At 63.3% G+C, this 19,388-nt stretch carries 12 protein-coding genes; 9 read left to right on the top strand and 3 right to left on the bottom strand.

The window, feature by feature from the left end:
• The first annotated feature begins 9 nt into the window (after positions 1 to 9).
• The 7 genes from PSEEN_RS11535 to PSEEN_RS11565 all read left to right on the top strand — a co-directional run bounded on the left by PSEEN_RS11535 (position 10) and on the right by PSEEN_RS11565 (position 9,952).
• Positions 10 to 555, top strand: coding sequence for a hypothetical protein (locus PSEEN_RS11535; protein ID WP_011533684.1), 546 nt, complete (start codon positions 10 to 12; stop codon positions 553 to 555).
• A gap of 21 nt (positions 556 to 576) precedes the next feature.
• Positions 577 to 1,605 (top strand): hypothetical protein, encoded by a 1,029-nt coding sequence (locus tag PSEEN_RS11540; protein ID WP_011533685.1) that lies wholly within the window; start codon positions 577 to 579, stop codon positions 1,603 to 1,605.
• Between the two features lie 290 nt (positions 1,606 to 1,895).
• Positions 1,896 to 3,314, top strand: a complete 1,419-nt coding sequence (locus PSEEN_RS11545) for a short-chain fatty acid transporter (protein ID WP_011533686.1) — start codon at positions 1,896 to 1,898, stop codon at positions 3,312 to 3,314.
• A gap of 212 nt (positions 3,315 to 3,526) precedes the next feature.
• Positions 3,527 to 5,752 (top strand): TonB-dependent siderophore receptor, encoded by a 2,226-nt coding sequence (locus PSEEN_RS11550; RefSeq protein ID WP_011533687.1) that lies wholly within the window; start codon positions 3,527 to 3,529, stop codon positions 5,750 to 5,752.
• Positions 5,753 to 6,481: 729 nt separating this feature from the next.
• Complete coding sequence (locus PSEEN_RS11555) at positions 6,482 to 6,745, top strand: hypothetical protein (protein ID WP_011533688.1); 264 nt, start codon at positions 6,482 to 6,484, stop codon at positions 6,743 to 6,745.
• Positions 6,746 to 6,757: 12 nt separating this feature from the next.
• The gene (locus PSEEN_RS11560) at positions 6,758 to 7,030 is read left to right on the top strand and encodes a DUF3077 domain-containing protein (RefSeq protein WP_011533689.1); all 273 of its coding nucleotides are present in this window, start codon (positions 6,758 to 6,760) and stop codon (positions 7,028 to 7,030) included.
• 156 nt (positions 7,031 to 7,186) lie between these two features.
• A complete protein-coding gene (locus PSEEN_RS11565) occupies positions 7,187 to 9,952 on the top strand; it encodes an RHS repeat protein (RefSeq protein ID WP_011533690.1) in 2,766 nt (921 codons plus the stop codon).
• A 132-nt stretch (positions 9,953 to 10,084) separates the two neighbouring features.
• On the opposite strand, the gene PSEEN_RS26625 is transcribed toward PSEEN_RS11565, so the two are convergent.
• Complete coding sequence (locus tag PSEEN_RS26625; protein ID WP_158020242.1) at positions 10,085 to 10,255, bottom strand: hypothetical protein; 171 nt, start codon at positions 10,253 to 10,255, stop codon at positions 10,085 to 10,087.
• Between the two features lie 217 nt (positions 10,256 to 10,472).
• On the opposite strand from PSEEN_RS26625, the gene PSEEN_RS11575 reads away from it, so the two are divergent.
• The gene (locus PSEEN_RS11575) at positions 10,473 to 11,153 is read left to right on the top strand and encodes a hypothetical protein (RefSeq protein WP_011533691.1); all 681 of its coding nucleotides are present in this window, start codon (positions 10,473 to 10,475) and stop codon (positions 11,151 to 11,153) included.
• A 192-nt stretch (positions 11,154 to 11,345) separates the two neighbouring features.
• A complete protein-coding gene (locus PSEEN_RS11580; RefSeq protein WP_011533692.1) occupies positions 11,346 to 13,118 on the top strand; it encodes a coiled-coil domain-containing protein in 1,773 nt (590 codons plus the stop codon).
• Between the two features lie 138 nt (positions 13,119 to 13,256).
• Here PSEEN_RS11580 and mrdA read toward each other — a convergent pair whose 3' ends face one another.
• Positions 13,257 to 15,149 (bottom strand): penicillin-binding protein 2, encoded by a 1,893-nt coding sequence (gene mrdA / locus PSEEN_RS11585; RefSeq protein WP_011533693.1) that lies wholly within the window; start codon positions 15,147 to 15,149, stop codon positions 13,257 to 13,259.
• Between the two features lie 236 nt (positions 15,150 to 15,385).
• Positions 15,386 to 19,309 carry a patatin-like phospholipase family protein gene (locus PSEEN_RS11590; RefSeq protein WP_011533694.1) on the bottom strand — a complete coding sequence of 1,308 codons (3,924 nt, stop codon included), beginning with the start codon at positions 19,307 to 19,309 and terminating at the stop codon, positions 15,386 to 15,388.
• Positions 19,310 to 19,388 lie beyond the last annotated feature (79 nt).

Here is a 19,388-nt window from a genome sequence, read left to right on the forward strand (position 1 = left end):
GCTACGAACATGGCAGATACAAGCTTTGCGGTGACCGGTATCTTCTCCGGCCTGCAAATCGTCTCGACCGGCATCGGCGGCCTGGTCAACGTCGCCTCGAGCGTCTCGGCGCAGACCGGCTACGCCATCGCCCGCCAGCAGACCTCCGACGGCACGCCGTACACCTTGCTCACCGCCGCGAATACGCAGGCGGTGAAAGACCCGGCCAGCCTGGTGGTCAGCGCCCAGTACGCGCAGATCGTCACCTTCGCCGAACTGGACCTGGAGGTGCGCTACACCGACATCCCGGCGGACACGCAAGTGTCGGTGGATGCCACCAACCCGAAGCTTGCGGTCGCGCGCCAGGACATCGCCGGCACCAGCCTGCTGGGCAAGCAGAGCAAGAAGCAGGAGGCCTTCGAGATGGAGCTGAGCCTCAACCTCTGGGTGGCCAAGCCCGAGCAGCTCAAGCCCACCTCGTCGATCACCCTGAGCCTGTCGAGCATCGATGGCAGTTCGGGTGGGCCGGTGAAGAAGACCCTGCTGCAGAAGGTGCAGATCAACCTGTCGAAATAACCCCTGCAAGGAGCACGCAACATGGCTACTGAAACCTGGAGCGGCATCGTCGTGCGCGCCACCCTGGCGGAGAACGGCACGGTCCCGCGCAGCGCCTCGTCGTCCTCGCCCGACATCATCCTCGCCGGCAAGGAACCGCTGGCCGTCCCCTCGGTGCTGACCGACCCGGCCAACTACAACAACGGCTACGACAACAAGCTGTACATCGGCTTGCCCAACTACCTCTACGTGCGCGGCAAGAACTACACCGCCGGTGACCTGGCGGGGTACTGGAACCTGTTCTGGGCCACCCCCAACATCCTGCTGTATCCGTACCTGTGGGAAGGCAACCAGCTGAAGACCTCGGGGGGCGACAAGAACCCGCCGTTCAGCATCAAGCCGGGGGCCATCGGCGCTTCCCTCGACTGCTTCACCTGGGTGCCGCCAGACACCTCCGACCACTACTGCATGATCGCGGTGGCCAGCACCCCGGACCATCCCAACCCGCTGAAGGGCGTGACCAACATCACCGACCTGGCGGACGTGCTTTCGAAGAACGCCAACATTGCCCAGCGCAACGTGCAGATGGTCCGTGGCGACCTGCCGCAGGTGGTCAGCACCGCTGGCTACAACCAAGGGGACGAGGGCGCGCTGGTGGACTTGGCGGTGGTGTTCGAGAACATTCCCAAAGGCACCAAGTACACCATCTCCTCGGGCACGCCGCTCAATGGCAAGACCCTCAGCCATTCCGACAACAACACCCTGGATAACGACTTCAAGTACGCCTGGGTCGGCCAGGACATTCCTGCCAACTGGAATACGCTGTTCACCTTCACCCTGTCGTTCGGCAGCGACTGGTCGGGGATCCCGGCGGGCAAGAAGCCCAAGGTGACCATTCGGGGTGAGTTGGTGCAGGGTTCCGCGGATCGGCTGTACCACAACCCGGCGGCGTACTTTGCCGACCCGCATCCGCACACCCGCGCGGTGCGCCTGGATGCGACGGGGGGGCCGGTGAAGCTTATCGTGGCGGGCAGTGTCACCACGCTTTATACCGACATCGGGCCTAAATAACGGCCCTTGCAGCGTCCATGAAATCGAGCGCCGCTCTCGCGCCGCATCGCGGATGAATCCGCTCCTACACACACACAGGCAGGGTCACGTGTAGGAGCGGATTTATCCGCGATGCGCCGCGCGGGCGGCGCTCGATCTTGAGCGCAGCGCAGACCTATCGCCAAGCACCTGGCCGGCATACAGCTCTCGTGCCTGCCTAATACTTTAGTCGTAGCCCCTCGGCCCCCAACCACGCCCCCCTTATAGACTCGCCCGGTAATCCGACAATCCAACAACAAAAGGACATTACCGTGGCCGCTGAAATCCAAGACAGCCGCTCCGCCCGCTTTGCCCTGCGTTGCTCGAACTGGGCCGAACGCTGGTTCCCCGACTCCTGGGTGTTCGCCGCCCTGGCCGTGATGCTGGTGTGCCTCGGCGCCCTGGCCATGGGTGGCAAGCCCACCGACACCGCCAAGGCCTTTGGCGACGGCTTCTGGAGCCTCATCCCCTTCACCATGCAGATGGCCTTCGTGGTCATCGGCGGCTACGTGGTGGCCAGCTCGCCACCCGCCGCGCGGCTGATCGACCGCCTGGCGCGGCTACCGAGCAATGGCCGCTCGGCGGTGTGCTGGGTGGCGCTGATCTCGATGCTCGCCTCGCTGCTCAACTGGGGCCTGTCGCTGGTGTTCGGCGGCCTGCTGGTGCGCGCCCTGGCCCGTCGCACCGACCTGAAGATGGACTACCGCGCTGCCGGTGCCGCCGCCTATCTCGGTTTGGGCGCGGTGTGGGCGCTGGGCCTGTCGTCGTCGGCCGCGCAACTACAGGCCAACCCGGCCAGCCTGCCACCGTCGATTCTCGCTATCACCGGGGTGATCCCGTTCACCGAGACCATCTTCCTCTGGCAGTCCGGGGTGATGCTGGCGGCACTGGTGATCGTCTCGCTGATCGTCGCCTACGCCACCGCCCCCGGCCCGAACAGTGCCCGTAGCGCCCAGGACTGCGGTGTCGACCCAAGCTTCAGCGCGCCACCTTCGCCACAGCGTACCCGTCCGGGCGAATGGCTGGAGTACAGCCCGATCCTGATCCTGCTGCTGGTGGCCCTGGCCGGCGGCTGGCTGTACCAGGAGTTCGCCACCAAACCTGCGATTACCGCGATCTCCGGGCTGAACACCTACAACCTGCTGTTCATCATGCTCGGGGCCTTGCTGCACTGGCGCCCGCGCAGCTTCCTCGACGCCGTGGCCCGCGCCGTGCCGACCACCACCGGGGTGCTGATCCAGTTCCCGCTGTACGGCTCGATCGCGGCCATCCTCACCCAGGTCAAAGGCGTCGATGAACAGACCCTGGCCCATCACATCTCGCTGTTCTTCACCCAGATCGCCACCCATGACACCTACGCGCTGCTGATGGGGGTGTATTCGGCGGTGCTGGGCTTCTTCATCCCGTCCGGTGGCGGCAAGTGGATCATCGAGGCGCCGTACGTGATGCTGGTGGCCAACGACCTGCAGTACCACCTGGGCTGGGCGGTGCAGATCTACAACGCCGCCGAGGCGCTGCCGAACCTGATCAACCCGTTCTACATGCTGCCGTTGCTGGGGGTGTTGGGGTTGAAGGCGCGTGACCTGATCGGTTTCTCGTTCGTGCAACTGCTGGTGCATGTGCCGTTGGTGCTGGTGTTGTTGTGGGCGCTGGGCACCACCTTGCAGTACGTGCCGCCTGTGATGCCGTGACAACCGCTTTCGCCAGCAAGGCTGGCTTCTACGGATCGAACGCATCCCCTCGTAGGAGCCAGCTTTGCTGGCGAAAGCGCCCGTAAGACCACTGAATGACTTCCTTCTTGTCACAATTCGATAATGATTCGCATCTGTGAATCGTTCTCCTATGGCTGTCGCTCACCGGCAGCCAAGGACACCCCTCGAATCGAACAAGGAGACAGGCAGCGATGTTCGCGCCCATCAGCCGTTCCATGACCCTCACCCTGGGTCTGTGCGCCACCGTCATCGGCCCATTCGCGCAAGCCGAAGAGACCGACCCCAAGTCCACCGACGGCGTGCTGGAACTCGGCTCCACCGAAATCCTCGCCCAAGGCCTGGGCAGCACCACGGAACACACCGGCTCCTACACCACCGGCAGCATGAGCGCGGCCACGCGCCTGAACCTGTCGATCAAGGAAACCCCGCAATCGGTATCGGTGCTGACCCGCCAGCAGCTCGACGACTTCCGGCTCGACTCGCTGTCCGAGGCCATGGCCCACGTCACCGGCGTCACCGTGCAGCGCAACGACTCCGAGCGGCCGACCTATTTCTCCCGTGGCTACGCGATCAACAACTTCCAGATCGACGGGATGCTCAACACCTTCTCCGGGCTCAAGTCCGACTCCGACACCATCATCTACGACCGCATCGAAGTGGTGCGCGGCGCCACCGGCCTGACCACCGGGGCAGGGGACCCATCTGGGACCATCGCCATGGTGCGCAAGCGCCCGACCACCCAGCTGGATGTGCGCACGGGCCTGAGTGCCGGCAGCTACGACAACTACCGCGGCTATGTCGATGTCGGCGGGCCGCTGGGTTGGGAAGGGCGCCTGCGTGGGCGTACGGTGCTGGCCTACCGCGACAGCAAGTCGTACATGGACAAGTACGCCAGCCAGCGTGAGGTGGCCTACGGCATTCTCGAAGCCGACCTCACCGACAGCACCGTGCTCGCCGTGGGCTACGACTACCAGAACAAGCACGTGCAGGGCGCCTCCTGGGGCACCGTGCCGTATTGGAACGCCGAGGGCGGAAAGGCGCATATGGCGCGCTCGACCAACCTGGCCGCGCCGTGGTCGTCCTGGCCCTTGAAGGACCAGACCGTGTTCGCCACCCTCGACCAGCACCTGGGTAACGATTGGCTCCTCAAGGCCGCTTATACCCACCGCCAAAGCGACAGCGACGGCAAGGTGTACTACGGTGGCAATGGCTTTCCCGCCGCTGACCGCAGCGGCATGAACGCCTGGAGTTCGCATTTCGCCGGGGTGGAGAAGATGGACGCCCTCGACCTGAACCTGGCAGGGCCCTATCAGTTGCTGGGGCGCAGCCACGACTTCATGGTCGGTTATGGCGTATCGGAATTGCGCAGCACGGCGCCGGCGTTTGTTGGCCGTGTCGACCCCAAGGATTACGCGAAGATCCCGGATTGGAAGTACATGGGCGCCATCCCCAAGTTCAGCGACCGCGACAGCGGCCTGGATTCGTCGCGCTCCTATACCCGGCAGAAGGCCGGCTATATCGCCACCCGCTTGAACCCCACCGACCGCCTGCATGTCGTGCTGGGCAGCCGCTACGGCAGTTGGGAGAGCGAGAGCAAGAGCTGGACTTACGACGCCAACCTCGCGCTGACCCGCTCCAGCGTCAGCAAGCAGACCCAGAACGACCAGTGGACCCCGTATGCCGGCGTGCTCTACGACCTCACCGAGCAGTACACCGTGTACGCCAGCTACACCGACATCTTCAACCCGCAGACGCGCAAGGACGTCAGCGACAAGTTCCTCGAACCCATCGTCGGCAAGGTCTATGAAATCGGTTTGAAGGGCAGCCTGTTCGACGATCGCGCCAACCTCAGCACGGCTGTCTACCGCAGCAAGCAGGACAACGTGCCGGAGCTCGACGACTCGGTGCCGCTCGGGCCCAATGGCCAGCAGTACTACAAGTCCGGCGGCAAGGGCGTGGTGGTCGAGGGCTTCGAGGCAGAGCTGGCGGGGGAGGTGATGCCGGGCTGGCAGATGAGCCTGGGCTACAGCTACAGCCATGCGGCCAATGGCGACAAGACCCGCAAGAACACCGAGCAGCCGATGAACCTGGTGCGCTTCTCCAGCACCTACCAGTTGCTGGCGCAGCTGACCGTGGGCGGCACACTGGATTGGCAGAGCGATATCTACGGCAATGGCAGGCGGCCGATCGGGCGTGATAGCAACGGCAACATCGTTACCACGCCGGACCGCATGACCCAGGACGCCTACGCCCTGGTCGGGCTGATGGGGCGCTACCAGTTCGACGAGCACTTGTCGGCGTCGGTCAACGTGAAGAACCTGTTCGACCAGCACTATTACAACAATGTTGGGTTCTACAACGGTGTGTACATGGGGGAGCCGCGGACGGTGATGGTCAGCCTTGACTGGAAGCTGTGAGGGCGCCTTATCTGCCTGCAGGACCATACGTTGTTTTTCGAGTGGTTCGACGGGAGGGGGGCTGCGCCTATGAGATCGAGCGCCGCCCGCGCGGCGCTTCGCCGGCAAAGCCGGCTCCTACATCTGTTTCGGGCCAGTTATGCCTGTGCCAGAGGCGGTGCTCGCGTTGGCGCATGTCTCCCGTCATGCGCAGCGGCGGCAGCGCCCATGCTGAAACTGCGTCGTGCCAACAAGGCGGTCCCCGGTACCTTCCCAGACAAAACTGGCCCGAGACAAACGGTAGGAGCCGGCTTTGCCGGCGAAGCGCCGCGCGGGCGGCGCTCGATCTTGAGCGCGCTGCAAGGCTTGCGACTTGCACCTGATAGCCATCACGCGATATCTGTAACAAGCCTTTCGTAGTGTCCTGGTGCTGAACGCCGATATCGCGCCAATAAGTCGGAATTTCCCTATTCCATGTAGTCCATTTCCGAAGCATGCTTTTGCCGCCCTCCAGCCCTTGCCCCAGGCCAACCCGGTCACTAGTCTCGGCCAGCCGCTGCCAATTCAGCGGCCGGTTTTGACAGACCGTAGACGTTGCCCTCATAGGCTCGCTTTCATGGCGGCTGTACGTGTGGGCACCTCGTGTGCGCCGAGTGCCAACGTCTCGGTCTGTCAACCCGCGTACAGCTGCCACCCTCTTGTTTTGACAGCAAAGTGTGGCGGCTCCATCTCATACGTTGGAGTCTAATCATGCTGAAGATTGTCCCCGATCCACCTTCCCCCCAAGACCACGCCCACTTCCTCGAAGACACCCTCGTGCGCGCCCTCGAGTACGCCTTCTGCGCACTCACGGTCGCCAACCAGGCCGTGCAGCTGAAACCCAGGTCGCCCGGTGCGATCCTGATGCTGGCCGCTGCCCACGAAATGGAGGCGGTGCGCACGTTGCTGGAGTCCGCCCTGGCCCAGGTGCAGCACTCGGCCCAAACGCCGAGCGAGCCACCCACGCTGCACTAAGGGTGATCGACCATGACCACGGATAATGGCAATACCCCCGTCACCCCCGGCAAGACCCGCTTCTACCAAGGCGAGGGCAAGAACGCCCAACCGCTGTTCTGCATCGAGCCCGGCATTCCCTGCCAGCATGCCCGCGAGCAGGCATCCGAACTGATGGACTACGTGCGCCACCTGACCCTGGTCGGGGTGATGGACGAAGACCCACGAATGGTCTGGGCCGCGCACTACCTCAGCGCCCTGGCCAAGGCACTGATGGACGACGCGGAACTGGGCATGGCGCACTGACGCCCAGTGGGGCGGTCGGCCCGCCCCACTGGCCAAAGCGTACTGTAGGAGCCGGCTTGCCGGCGATGGGCCGCACAGCGGCCCTGGTATTTCTACCAGTATCCCTTTCTCCCCAAGTCGTCTACCGTCCTCCCAAATGCATCAGGGAGGCTGCCCATGCAGGCCATGGCAATGGATCTCCACGCGAACACACCCACAGTGACGGTGTTCGACAACCGCAGCCAGGCGGTTCGCGAGGTTGCCTTTCACCGGCATCCCGGCACCCCGACCGTTACGGACACGCGCATCACCCGCCACCACTACGACCCGCGCGGTTTCCTGAACCGAAGCCAGGATCCCCGCTTGTTCGCTGCCGACCTTGCGAACTTCACCTGGCTGGCTGATCTCGCTGGCACCGCTGTCCGCACCCAAGGCGTCGACCCCGGCATCTCGCTCGACCTCAACGACATCGCGGGCCGCCCGTTGCTGGCCGTCAGCCAGATCGCCCCCGGCCCGGACGGCGATGACCACCGCCAGGCGGTCACCCGTACCTGGCGCCACGAGCCTCCGACCTTGCCCGGACGTCTGCTGGCCATCACGGAGCACACCAGCGGCGAGCCTGTCCGCCAGGCCGAGCGCTTCGTCTATGCCGGTACCGACCAGGCGGCCAGGCAGCGCAACCTGGCCGGTCGCTGCAGCCACCACTACGACACGGCGGGGTTGCTGCGCACCGACAGCCTGGCCCTGACCGGCCCGGCATTGGCCAGCCTGCGACGGTTACTCAAGGTGGCCGACGATGTCGGGTTGATGAGCGACTGGCAAGGCGACGACGCCTCGGTGTGGGAGACGCAGTTGGTGCCAGAGGGCGAAGGCCACCTCACCGTAAGCACCCTTGACGCCACCGGTACGCGCCTGAGCAGCATCGATGCCGCCGGCCATGGGCAACGTGTGGCCTATGACGTGGCCGGGCATTTGCGAGGCAGTTGGCTCAAGGTGACGGGCACGGCGGAGCAGGCAATCGTCGTGTCGCTGGACTATGCCGCCACGGAGGAAAAGCGGGAAGAGGTGCATAGCAACGGGGTGGTGACCCACTACACCCGCGAGCCCCGTACCCAACGCCTGGCCGGCATCAGGACCGAGCGCCCAGGGGCCAAGGTCCTGCAGGACCTGCGATACACCTACGACCCGGTGGGCAATGTGCAGGGCCGGGTGGACGAGGCGCTGGCGATCACGTACTGGCGCAACCAGAAGGTCGAACCGCGCAACACTTATGAATACGACAGTCTGTACCAGCTGGTCAGCGCCAGGGGCCGCGAGATGGCCGGCGGCGGCAAGCCGGGTCCGGTCCGGCTGCCATTCCACTCATTCGACTACGCGACGTACACCAACTACACCCGGCTCTACAGCTACGACACGGCCGGCAACCTGACACGGATCGAACATCAAGCCGATGCCGGCGGCAACAGCCATACGACGGACATCACCGTCAGCGACCGCAGCAACCGGGCGGTGACGGGCGAGCTGGCGAGCAGCGCGGCGGACGTGGAGGCATTGTTCACGGCGGGCGGCCAGCAGAAACAGCTGTTCCCAGGCCAGCACCTGGCCTGGACCCTGCGTGCGGAATTGCTGCAAGTGAAGCCGGTGACCCGCGAAGGCGAACCGGACGATCACGAGGGCTACCGTTACGCGGGTGACAACCAACGCTTGCTCAAGGTCAGCGCGCAGAAGACCTCCGGCGGTGAGCGGACGCAGCGGGTGGTATACCTGCCGGGGCTGGAGTTACGCCACACGGCAACGGCAGGAAGCGCGGTGGAGGACCTTCAGGTGATCTGCGTGGGGCAGGCGGGGCGGGCGCAGGTGCGCGTCCTGCACTGGGTGACAGGTAAGCCGCCAGAAATCGACAACGACCAGCTGCGCTTCAGCTACGACGACCTGCTTGGTAGTGGAGCGCTGGAGCTCGATGGCCAAGGCGAGGTCATCAGCCAGGAAGAGTATTTCCCGTTCGGCGGCACGGCGGTGTTCAGTGCGCGCAGCGAGGCGGAAGGTAGTTACAAGGTGCTGCGCTACTCGGGCAAGGAGCGGGATGCCACGGGGTTGTATTACTACGGCTACCGGTATTACCAGCCGTGGGTGGGGCGCTGGTTGAGCGCTGATCCTGGCGGGACTTTGGATGGGCTTAACATTTTTGCAATGCTGGGCAACAACCCGATTACATTTCTTGATTCGGGTGGGTTGATAAAGACTGAAGCCAACGAAGCCGGACATGAAGCTGAAGTGCTGCCTCAAAGCCCTGGCGCAAGGCCGGTCCTGAGCGTTGTAAAAAACCAGAGCCCGCCCTCCAAGGAGAATCCAGGGGCGGCTCAGGTCGTGAAGGCCAGAAGTGCGGCCAGCGCGAATAAAGTAAGCCTTAAATTAGTTGAGAGGCAGGAGAACTTTGACAAGTCCAGGGCAAAAGAAATTGAGATGAAGGCGGTCAACGATGCCGCCAGAAGTGTCAGTGCTGAGATGAGGGCGAAGCAAGCGTTGGAAAGTAGAAACCAGAGATGGGGCCCAGATCAAGACAAGCTTCTGGAGGAGGCTGCCGCACAGCACAAGGTTCAGCGTGATCAGGTAGTTGACATACGAAAGACCCGCGCTGGAAAAGTAGTCTGGTTGGAAACAGGTAATGAAAAGAGCGGATTGCAGCACATCCATATGGGGCATGAGGATAATTTTATAAAGCAAGACATCCCCGCTGATGAAATTCATATTTATATTATGGATGCTCTTGAGTCAGGCGAGGTCATTGGGCTTAAGGGCACCCGGGGGGTCTATAAACTGAAGGGGCACTACATGTCAATTGGCGTGGGTGATAACGGGTATGTGGTTCAAGCCAACCCGCTGAGCGAAAAAGATGCCAAGAAATCAGCTAGAAAGCTAAATGCGGCGATGGGCAAGGCGTAAGTCTTTCCGGCAGGCAGACCTTGCAGGGCAAGCGCCCTGTCGAGGATGGGTAGCACAGCGCATGACCTGGGCGCCCTGATCAAAGTCATGATGGACGACGCGTAACTGGTCATGGCCCCTGACCCACGGCGCTCAACAGGGCAACTGCGGCAGCACCGAGATGATACCGATACAATGCTCGTCGATTTCCGCCAGCACTATCCGCTCGCCGTCAGTCTGCACATCGAAGTCCATCAACTGGAATTGCTCGCTTGGCCACCAGGTGAAGGTTGTTCTGCGGCTGTGCAGGAACAGCGCGCGCAAGTTGGTTCGGTCGGCTGGCGTAGCAGGCCGGATACAAGGTGAAACGACTCCGGGCGCTGCAGGCGTGGAAACGGAGGGGAGGGAAGGCGGCATGGCTGGCCCGCGCGAGGAGAGGGCGTCCCGATATTAGCAAGCGGCCCCTTCGGGCAGGAGTTCCCGCTTCAAGGTAGCGGCTGCGTGGCGGTGCAATGTGCTCTCCATTACCAGGAGATTCATCATGAACCGCAATATCCTTCCAAGGCCTTTATCCACCTGTTTCGTTGGCTTGACCTGGGCCTTTGCCGTCATTGCCTGCGTGGCGGCCGAGCCCGGGCCACTCGATCCACAAGATCAGGCGCTGCAAGCGCGCATGGCTGTATGCCAGGGCCGCATCAACCAATTCGAGCAGTTGATGATCGACCACATAGAAGGAACCGAGCTGCGATTTGGTGACCAGTTGCGTCGACGGCCGGAACTTGAACAGTTGATTCGTGTGGCACAGGCCGAACTGGACCAGGAGCGGGCCTATTACGACGATCTGCCTTATCGGCCCGAACACCAACTGTACCTGCGTGGGCTTGAGAGCAATATCGACAACCTTCGGCGCAGTCTCGCTGTTGCCCTTGAGGCCGAGCGCAGGATCGAGACCATCAAACCGTTCCTGGCCCAGGCCCGCACGCGAGGCCAGGGCAACCGCACCTTGCTGGACGACTTTGACTTTGCGTTGCAGGACTGCGCCACTGGGGCCGTGGAGCAGGCGGATTGCCAGGCGCAAACCTTGCAACCATTGCGCAAACCATTGGCCGATGCGCTGAACGCCAGTTTTTACCTGCTGTACGAGGCAGTGCCACCACTGGGGTTCGAAAACGTGCGTTACCCCAGCGCCTGGGAAGATGACTGCAGGTCTCCCGCCATTTGAACCGGGGCGCTGTTCGCCGGCAAGCCGGCTCCTACAGGGTCGGATTTCGTCTGTTCGCTCTCTTATGGCGGGTTGCTTCCTACGCATACCGGGATTGTTTCCTGCTTAAGCCGCCCCGTGCGGCAGGTGCAAATTCGCCCTGCCGCCTTGTAGGCAAGCGCGGACTCACAATCAGAGAAAAGGATTCACGGTATGTCTGAAGTCATTTCGTTCACCAACCGCAACACCCTGCTGGACAATCAGATCATCGAGCAGGCGGCGGCCATCACCGCTGTCGAGCCCCTGCAATTACCGGCTGGCGACGCCTCACTGGTCACCAGCTTCAAGCACAAGATCGAAGGCAACTACGAGATCGCCCGGGCCAAGACCGATACCGACCATGCGATCGAGTTGCTGTACATCGCCTATAACACCACGCCACAAGAGCAAGGGGCGATCCGGGTCCGCATCGCCAATATCATGAACCGCCTGATCAGCGCACAGCAGCAGAGCGAGCTGACCATCAAAGATGCCGTGCGAGAGGCGCGCAGCATCGGTACACGCCTGCAGCGGGAACTGCCGATCTGGCTGGATGTGAAGGCATCGGGCGAGGACGAGGAGATCAGACAGTTCGTCAGTACCGAGCTGCTCAAGCTGGCGCGGGAAATCGTTACGAAAGCGGAAGGCGTGCGCAACAGCCTGGGCGTGATCGTCGATACCTACGAGCAGATCCTGGGTGAAATCGAGGAGGTCATGGCCAGCAGTGAAATGGCCTTGAGTGACAGCCTCGAAGCGGACCTACAGATCAAGGCGGAAATCGCCGAGGCCGATATCCGTCGAAAGGTGCTCGATGGTCTGGTCGCCGACCTGCAGGGACAGATCGAACGGTTCGAGCAACAGGCATTGGCCTATGGCCAGCAAGCAAAAAGTGCTGAGCAGAAAGCGTTCTGGGCCGGGGTGTTCAAATCGTTCACCCAAGTCCTGTCGGCCGTGCTGCCACTCGCGGCCTTGGGGGCCACCGGCGGCGGGGCAGCATTGCTCGGCGCGGCCAGTGTCGGGGTCATGGCGGGCCAGAACAAAGGTGAAGTCGATCCAGCCAAGCTGGTGGAAAAGGCCAACCTGGAAAGCCTGCGTATTCGCCAGCAGCAGATTGTCGCGGATCAGGAGCGAGAAATTGCCGATCTCGAGCGCAAGCGTGACGAGGCCACCAGCGAACTGGTGAGGGACCAGATGGACGAGGCACTGGTCGGGGAACATGCCGAACTGGACGAGAAAAAGGCAAAACTGGCCGGCATCGAGGCACAGTTGAGCGAGCTTTTGCGTACGTTGGAGCATTTTGCCGGTGAGGTGAGCCAACAGCTCAGGGAGCAGGCGGGCTCGTTGCGTGCACTTGAGCGGCAGATGCTGGACAAGGTGGAGGAATACGAGAATGTCAGGCGCGAGCAGGCCGCCGAGCTGATACGCATCACCCTGTTGCTCGATGGCCAGCGCAACGAACAGCAAAGTATCGTACTGGCGGTGAAGTCGCTGAACCTGAGTGTGTCCGCGCTCAAGCGCAGCAAGGAAATCGTCGTGGAGATCGCCTTCTTCTTCAAGTCCTTCAGCGATTTCCTGCAGTTGATCATCGACGATGCGCTGGAGCGGGTGGAGGCTTACGAGGACGCGGGCGAGCGAGAGTCGCTACGTCGTTTCTACCTGGAGCAGTTGCTGGCGTCCACCGACCACTTCTTTGTTACCCAGGCCGCGCAATGGTTGGCGGTGGGCGCCGTTTCGGAGGAATTCGTGCAGGTGTTCAACGATGGCTGGAGCAAGCTGAACACGCTTTCGGGTACCTACATCACCGGTGACGAACTGGAAGCCTACCTGGAGCAGGCATCCTTGCAACTCAAGGCGATCGCCGCGGATCGCGAGGCCGACAGCCGTCAACGCCTGGCCTCGCTGGACGACTACCGTGAGGAGCTGGACCGCAGGGCTGCCGAAGGCTGATGATGAACGTGCGTAAGGCCACGCACATCCTGTAGGAGCCAGCTTTGCTGGCGAACGCAAGGCGTAGCCTTGCCGGCCAACATCGTGTCGTACCCTTGGCCAGCAAGGCTAGCTCCTACAGCTCGGCGCCGCACGACTTCAACCGTGCGGCGCCGCCTCCTTCCCCGCAGTGCCTGCGAACTGGGCCTTGAGGTGCCCTTGCTCATCCAGCAGGTACGCATCCATCACTTCGCGCACCACCGGCCCGGCCACTCGGCCTCCGGCCTCACCGTTCTCGATCATCACCGCCACCACCATCGCCGGGTGCTCGGCCGGCGCGAAGCCAACGAACAGGGCGTTGTCGCGGTGGCGTTCGAGGGTCTTGTCGCGGTTGTAGCGCTCCCCTTGCTTGATCGCCACCACCTGCGCCGTGCCGCTCTTGCCGGCGATACGGTACTGGGCACCGGCGGCGGCGGCGCGGGCGATGCCGCGCGGGTCGTGCATGACCATCTGCATGCCCTGGCTGACCTGGTCCCAGGCACGGCGGTCGTGGAGCACGATGTCCGGCATCGGGTTGGGGTCGATGGGCGCCTGGCCACCGACGCTCATCGCCAGGTGCGGGCGGTGCCAGGCGCCCTTGCTCGCCAGCAGGCTGGTGGCCTGGGCCAGTTGCAGCGGGGTGACCTGCATGTAGCCCTGGCCGATGCCGAGGATCAGCGTCTCGCCGGGGAACCAGGCCTGGCGCCGGGTGGCGCGCTTCCAGGCCTGCGATGGCATCAGCCCGGGCGCCTCCTCGAACATGTCCAGCGAGACCTTCTGGCCCAGGCCGAACTCGGCCATGTAGTCGTGCAGGCGGTCGATGCCCAGCTTGTGCGCCAGGTCGTAGAAGTAGGTGTCATTGGAGCGCATGATCGCGGTGTACATGTCCACCCAGCCATCACCGGTGCGATTCCAGTTGCGGTACTTGTGGTCATAGTTGGGCAGCTCGTAGTAGCCAGGGTCGAACACCCGGTTGCCGGGGGTGATCACGCCGCTGTCCAGGCCGGCGATGGCCACCTCCGGCTTGACCGTCGAGCCGGGCGCGTACAGGCCGCGCAGCACGCGGTTGAACAGCGGCCGGTCGATGGAGTCGCGCAGGGCCGAGTACTGCTTGTAGCTGATGCCCTTGACGAACAGGTTGGGGTCGAAGCTGGGGTTGCTGACCATGGCCAGTACATCGCCGTTGGCCGGGTCCAGCACCACCACCGCGCCACGGCGGTCGCCCAGGGCCTTTTCGGCGGCCTGCTGCAGGTGGGCGTCGAGGCTCAGCACGATATCCTTGCCCGGCACCGGGTCGTGGTGGCGCAGCACCCGCATCACCCGGCCCTGGGCGTTGGTCTCGACTTCCTCGTAGCCCACCTGGCCGTGCAGTTCGCTCTCGTAGAAGCGCTCGACGCCGGTCTTGCCGATCGACTGGGTGCCGCGGTAGGCGGTGCTGTCGAGGGTCTTGGCTTCCTTCTCGTTGATCCGCCCGACGTAGCCCACCGAATGGGCAAAGTGCTCGGCCAGGGGGTACTCGCGGATGAACTGCGGTGCCACATCCAGGCCGGGCAGGCGGAACTGGTTGACGGCGATCAGGGCGATCTGCTCCTCGCTCAGGCCGACCATCAGGGTCACTGGCTCGAAGGGTTTGCGGCCACGGCGCAGGTCCTTGTCGAACTGATGGCGATCATCCTCGCCCAGGCCAAGGATCTGCGTGAGGGTGTCCAGCACTCTGGCCGAGTCGCCGGCGCGTTCGCGGGTCATGGTCAGGTCGAAACTGGGCTTGTTGGTCGCCAGCACCACGCCGTTGCGGTCGTAGATCAGGCCGCGCTCGGGCGGGATGGGCAAGACGTGCACGCGGTTGTTTTCCGACACCGCCGACTGCTGGTCGTGCTGCAGCACCTGGAGCACGTACAGCCGGCCCACCAGCACCGCCACCAGGCTCATCACCAGGACGGCGCAGGCCAGCAGCCGGCGGTTGACCAGGCTCTTTTCCTTCTCGTGGTCCTTGAGGGGGATGGGTTGCGGCATGGGGCTCGGTTGGGTCGCCAAAGGCACAGGTAATGATGGCGCCATGACGAGGATCAGCGGGATCCTCGGGCGTGGCGCAGGGGCGGGGGATGCTACGCAAGGTGAACGGCAGGCTCAAGGCTCGCGCAGCTCCCCCGATGCGCTGGATTGCGCCTGCGCCCCGTGCACGGGGCGCCTGCGCCGAACATGAAGATTCCTTCACGTGACCGGCGGCCGCTGTGTCTTGCCACCTTGCATCACGGCTGCCATTGCCCGGGGACTTTGTCGGTCCTGCTGAACCAGACTTCGATCACGCCTTTGGCGCCATTGAGCGTGGGGGAGAGGGGTTGGAGTTCCCAATCGGCGCCCTCCACGGTGGCGTTCACCGTTTCCACGATAAGGCGTGCGCAGTCGAACCCTGTCGTGTCGTGGTAGCGCACCGTCGTCCTGGACACTTCCCTGGGCGCTGGACGTGCCGCACGGAACGCGGTTGCGACGACGTCTTCGATCGGTGGCACGCTGGCCTGCCACTGATCGTGCCACAAGCTCCTGAAAGTGCGAACCTGGTTGCGCATTTGGGGGCCATAGATCTGCATGTAGATCGTGCTGCCCTTGCAGGCCGTGCTTGCTTCTCGGGGAGGCAAAGGTGGTTGTTCGGAGCTGGTGGCGGACGTATCGGGCTGAACGGGAGGGGTAATGACAGCAGGTGTGGTCGGTACGACCACGGCTTTGCTGCCGGCCTGTGCCACATCTGCCGATGTCACTGGACGGCAACCGACCTGCACGCCAGCCAATTCATCCGGTGAACGGGCGTCTTTTACACTGATCTCGTAGAGCTGCTCGAAATTGCTGTACTGCTCGACCAACACGCTACGTTGCGTGGAACAGGGGTGCAACGTCTTCCAAGTGCCGGCTGCGCTGTAGTCGTACCCCCAGTAGATTGCCTTCGAAGGCGGCGCAGCCCTCAATAGGCACGATCCAGCATCCAATGACTTCAGGCCGGATCGAGCCTCGACCATCACTTGGCAGGCTGACCCCATTCCACCTTTGAGAGCCGCGCACGCCTGCACGCCATCGGCGATCACGCGTCTGCCGAACTCGGACTTCATGAGCCAGCCTGCGTCACCTTTCATGCAATAGGTGTCGCCTGCACGCAGCAGGGCAACTGCCAATCGGTTCGCCGCGCCTGCAAGGTCACCCGTGGAGGTTGCGGGTGGTAATTTCTCCCACAGTTTCGAAATCTCCACCAGGGCTGCACGGTCGTCCATCTTTCTGGTCTTTTGGGTCGTGCGATACACATCGAAGGATTGCCAGGCTGCAACGGCCAGTGAGAGGGCCACGCCTGCGCCTACGGTCGCGCCGACTGGCCCAACCTGGCGCCCCCAGACACTTCTCGAGGTGCGCTCGGAGGACCGTTTGGCGGTCGCGCCTGAGTTCGCCGAGGCTGGCAGCGAGGGGGCGTTGTCGTCCTCCAGGTCGAACAGCACTTCCAGGTGCGTCCTGAGCTGGTCGATCATTCGGCGACTCAGGTACCCACCTAGTTCGCTGCCCAGCGCGAAATAAGATTCCCACTGGCGCTCGCTGAAAAATTGATCGCTGGTGGGCTCCTGGGGGAACAGTGGGCACTGGCGCTTATAGTTAGCCACATCCATCGAAACCGACCGGCAGATGTTGGGCTTGACCACGATGAGGATCGCCGGTGGCGCATCCGGATAGACGATGGTGGCGAGTGCGAGGCAGCTTTCGTTGTCATCCTTGGCCAGGTCCTGCAGGGTGCCGAAGTACCCGATGGCTTCACACCAGTCACACTCCGGGTCATCGGCAGTAGCCGGTGAGAACAGCCCAGGGTCGCGTGGTTGGCGGAAAGTGATGGTGATGTTCATGTCGATGCGTGCCTTGCGCACCAGGTTCTCGACGTCCTCGAAAGAGTAGCCGGGGTCTGCGCCGCAGTCGGCCAGTACGATCACGCTGGCCCGCTCCAGCAGCAGCGGATAGACTCCGGTGTTCTCGAAGTGTCCGCCGTCGGTAACGAACCAGTCGTCCCTGGGGCCTGCCCCGAAACTTGCGGACAGTTCGTTGCGCAGCGCCGTCGATTTGCTGAGGCTTCCCGCTAGCCTCCGTCGTATCCAGGAGCGGCTTTCGACCATCGGCCCTCCACGCTCATCCCAGGAAAGCCAGTAACCCAGCCGTATACCGGCCAGAGTCAGCAGCGCCGCCAACCCACGTTGCGTGCGGGCGCCGAGGCCCGGCGCGGCCGCGGCACCGGAAATTGCCATCCAACCACCCAGGCTGAGTTCACCGATTCCGAGGGTGTCGCTTCGCCAACCCTCCTGGCTCAAACGTGAGCCGCCGCCGGCGCGCACGCTCAGGATCAAGCCTTTTCGGTCACGATTGAACAGCCTGCCCTTGGGGTCTGCTGTCTGGTTGACACAGGTGCTGATGATGTGGACAGGGCCGCCAGCCTGGTGCGGCTGGTAGGCTGCAAGGGAGACATCATCGCCAGGCGCGACCTTGCCGACATTACTGACCTCGCTGGTGGTGAGTTCGTTTGGTTCGATCCGAGCCAAGGCCGAGGCGGCACCGCTGCCGCTGAAACGTGCAGGGTTGGTTGCCCCCAGGTAGCTGCGTACCAGCCGTGCCTTGTAGAACGTATGCAGGGAAGAAAGATTGAGAAAACCCAGGTTCGACCCGGTGATCGCGACATACAGTGCCGGAGGAACCACGATGCACAAAAGTGTCAGCCATCCCGCGCCGAACTGAGGCTGGATGACCTCGGCCGGGGCGCCGTCCGATTTCACGAACTCCGGAAACACGGGCGTGAAGGCGACTTTCAGGACCAGGGACACCCACCAGACGAACAGTGCTGCGGCCAGCAGGTAGCCGACCAGTTGCAGCAGCAGCGGCACAAGGCGGCTGGGGGGCGCGGCTTGCCGTTGCTGGCGGCCCTTGCTTGCACGCAGGCTGAGCATCAGTGCCTGGGCGATACCCGAAGCGATCGCCAATGTGATGCCCAGGTCAAGGGTCTCGAACGAATGAGTCTGAAATGCCAACAACCAGGCCAGCCGTTCGGCAATGCCCAGTGCGAGGATGAGCAGGCCGATGCTCAGGCATGCCCACAGCTGCAGTGTCAGGCGATTGCGTATATCCGACAGGGTATCCTTCGCAGACTCGCTGCCGTTGGTTCGCTGGTCTTTCGTCGCCGTCCGACGAACCCAACTGAGCCGTACATGAAGTGCGGACGAAGCCAGGAGCAGGACGACCAGCAGCGCGATGCCAGGCAGGAGCCGGGCCAGGCTCGCCGAGTCCTGGTCGGCAGCGGATACCTGCGCCATGTTCCGTAGCAATAGGGCGGCGGCGACCAGCACAAGGGACATGACGACCTTGCCGACACAGCACCTTGCAAAGTGCCTGGCGACCCATTGGGTATCCCAGTAGGTCAGCACGAGGTGCAGCGCGACCGGCACCACCAGCACGAGCAGGAGCCAGGCGGTTGGAAGCCAGGGTTCGAGGAGCATCAGGCCATTGAACAGCAAGGGCGAGTCCCATTGGTACCCTATGGCCGCGAGACTCTGCCACACCCCAAGGTCCAGGGCGGTCAGCATGCCACCCGCCAGCACCGCGAGCAGGCCGAATTCGAAGTGCAAGGCCAGCAGGTTACGCAGGTAGAGGGTGATGGCGAACAGTCGGTCCGCGAAGCCGGCGGGGGCCAGGTAACGGCCATTGGCGCGCAGCCACCAGCCGAACCATCGGCTTTGGGCTTGGGCCATGGCGTCTTCCACCTGATCGGCGACGGCCAGTGGTGGCGTGCCGTTCGCCGTGCTGGCGGCGTCGGGAGGCTGCTGGCCAGGACGGATTCGGTCATAGAGCCGGCCGAGCATGCAGCCGACATAGCCACCGCCGGAAACGGTCGAGAGTAGGTCGAAGCGGCTGAGCAGCTTCTGTCTGGCGAGCCCGCGCAACAGGCCGAGGCTGAAAGTCGCACTGCGGATACCCCCGCCGGAGAGCGCCAGGCCCCATACGTCGCTGTTGTCGCAGGGAAGCTGGCCGGTCACTGCCACTTCGGCCTTTTCTTCGAAGAGTCGGTCTCGTCGCTCGGCGATGAGGTCGCTCGAAAGGTTGGGTGGCACAGCAAGCGGGACCTGTGACTGTGGTGCATGCTTGGTCGCGTTTTGTTCGTTCATGGTTCATTCCCTTGAGAGCATTCGGTTGCCCTGGGGCAGCGAGCGGGCGACTGACTTGCCGATGGCAGAGTGGCGCTTA

It is taken from the genome of Pseudomonas entomophila L48 (genome assembly GCF_000026105.1).
Lineage (GTDB): Bacteria > Pseudomonadota > Gammaproteobacteria > Pseudomonadales > Pseudomonadaceae > Aquipseudomonas > Aquipseudomonas entomophila.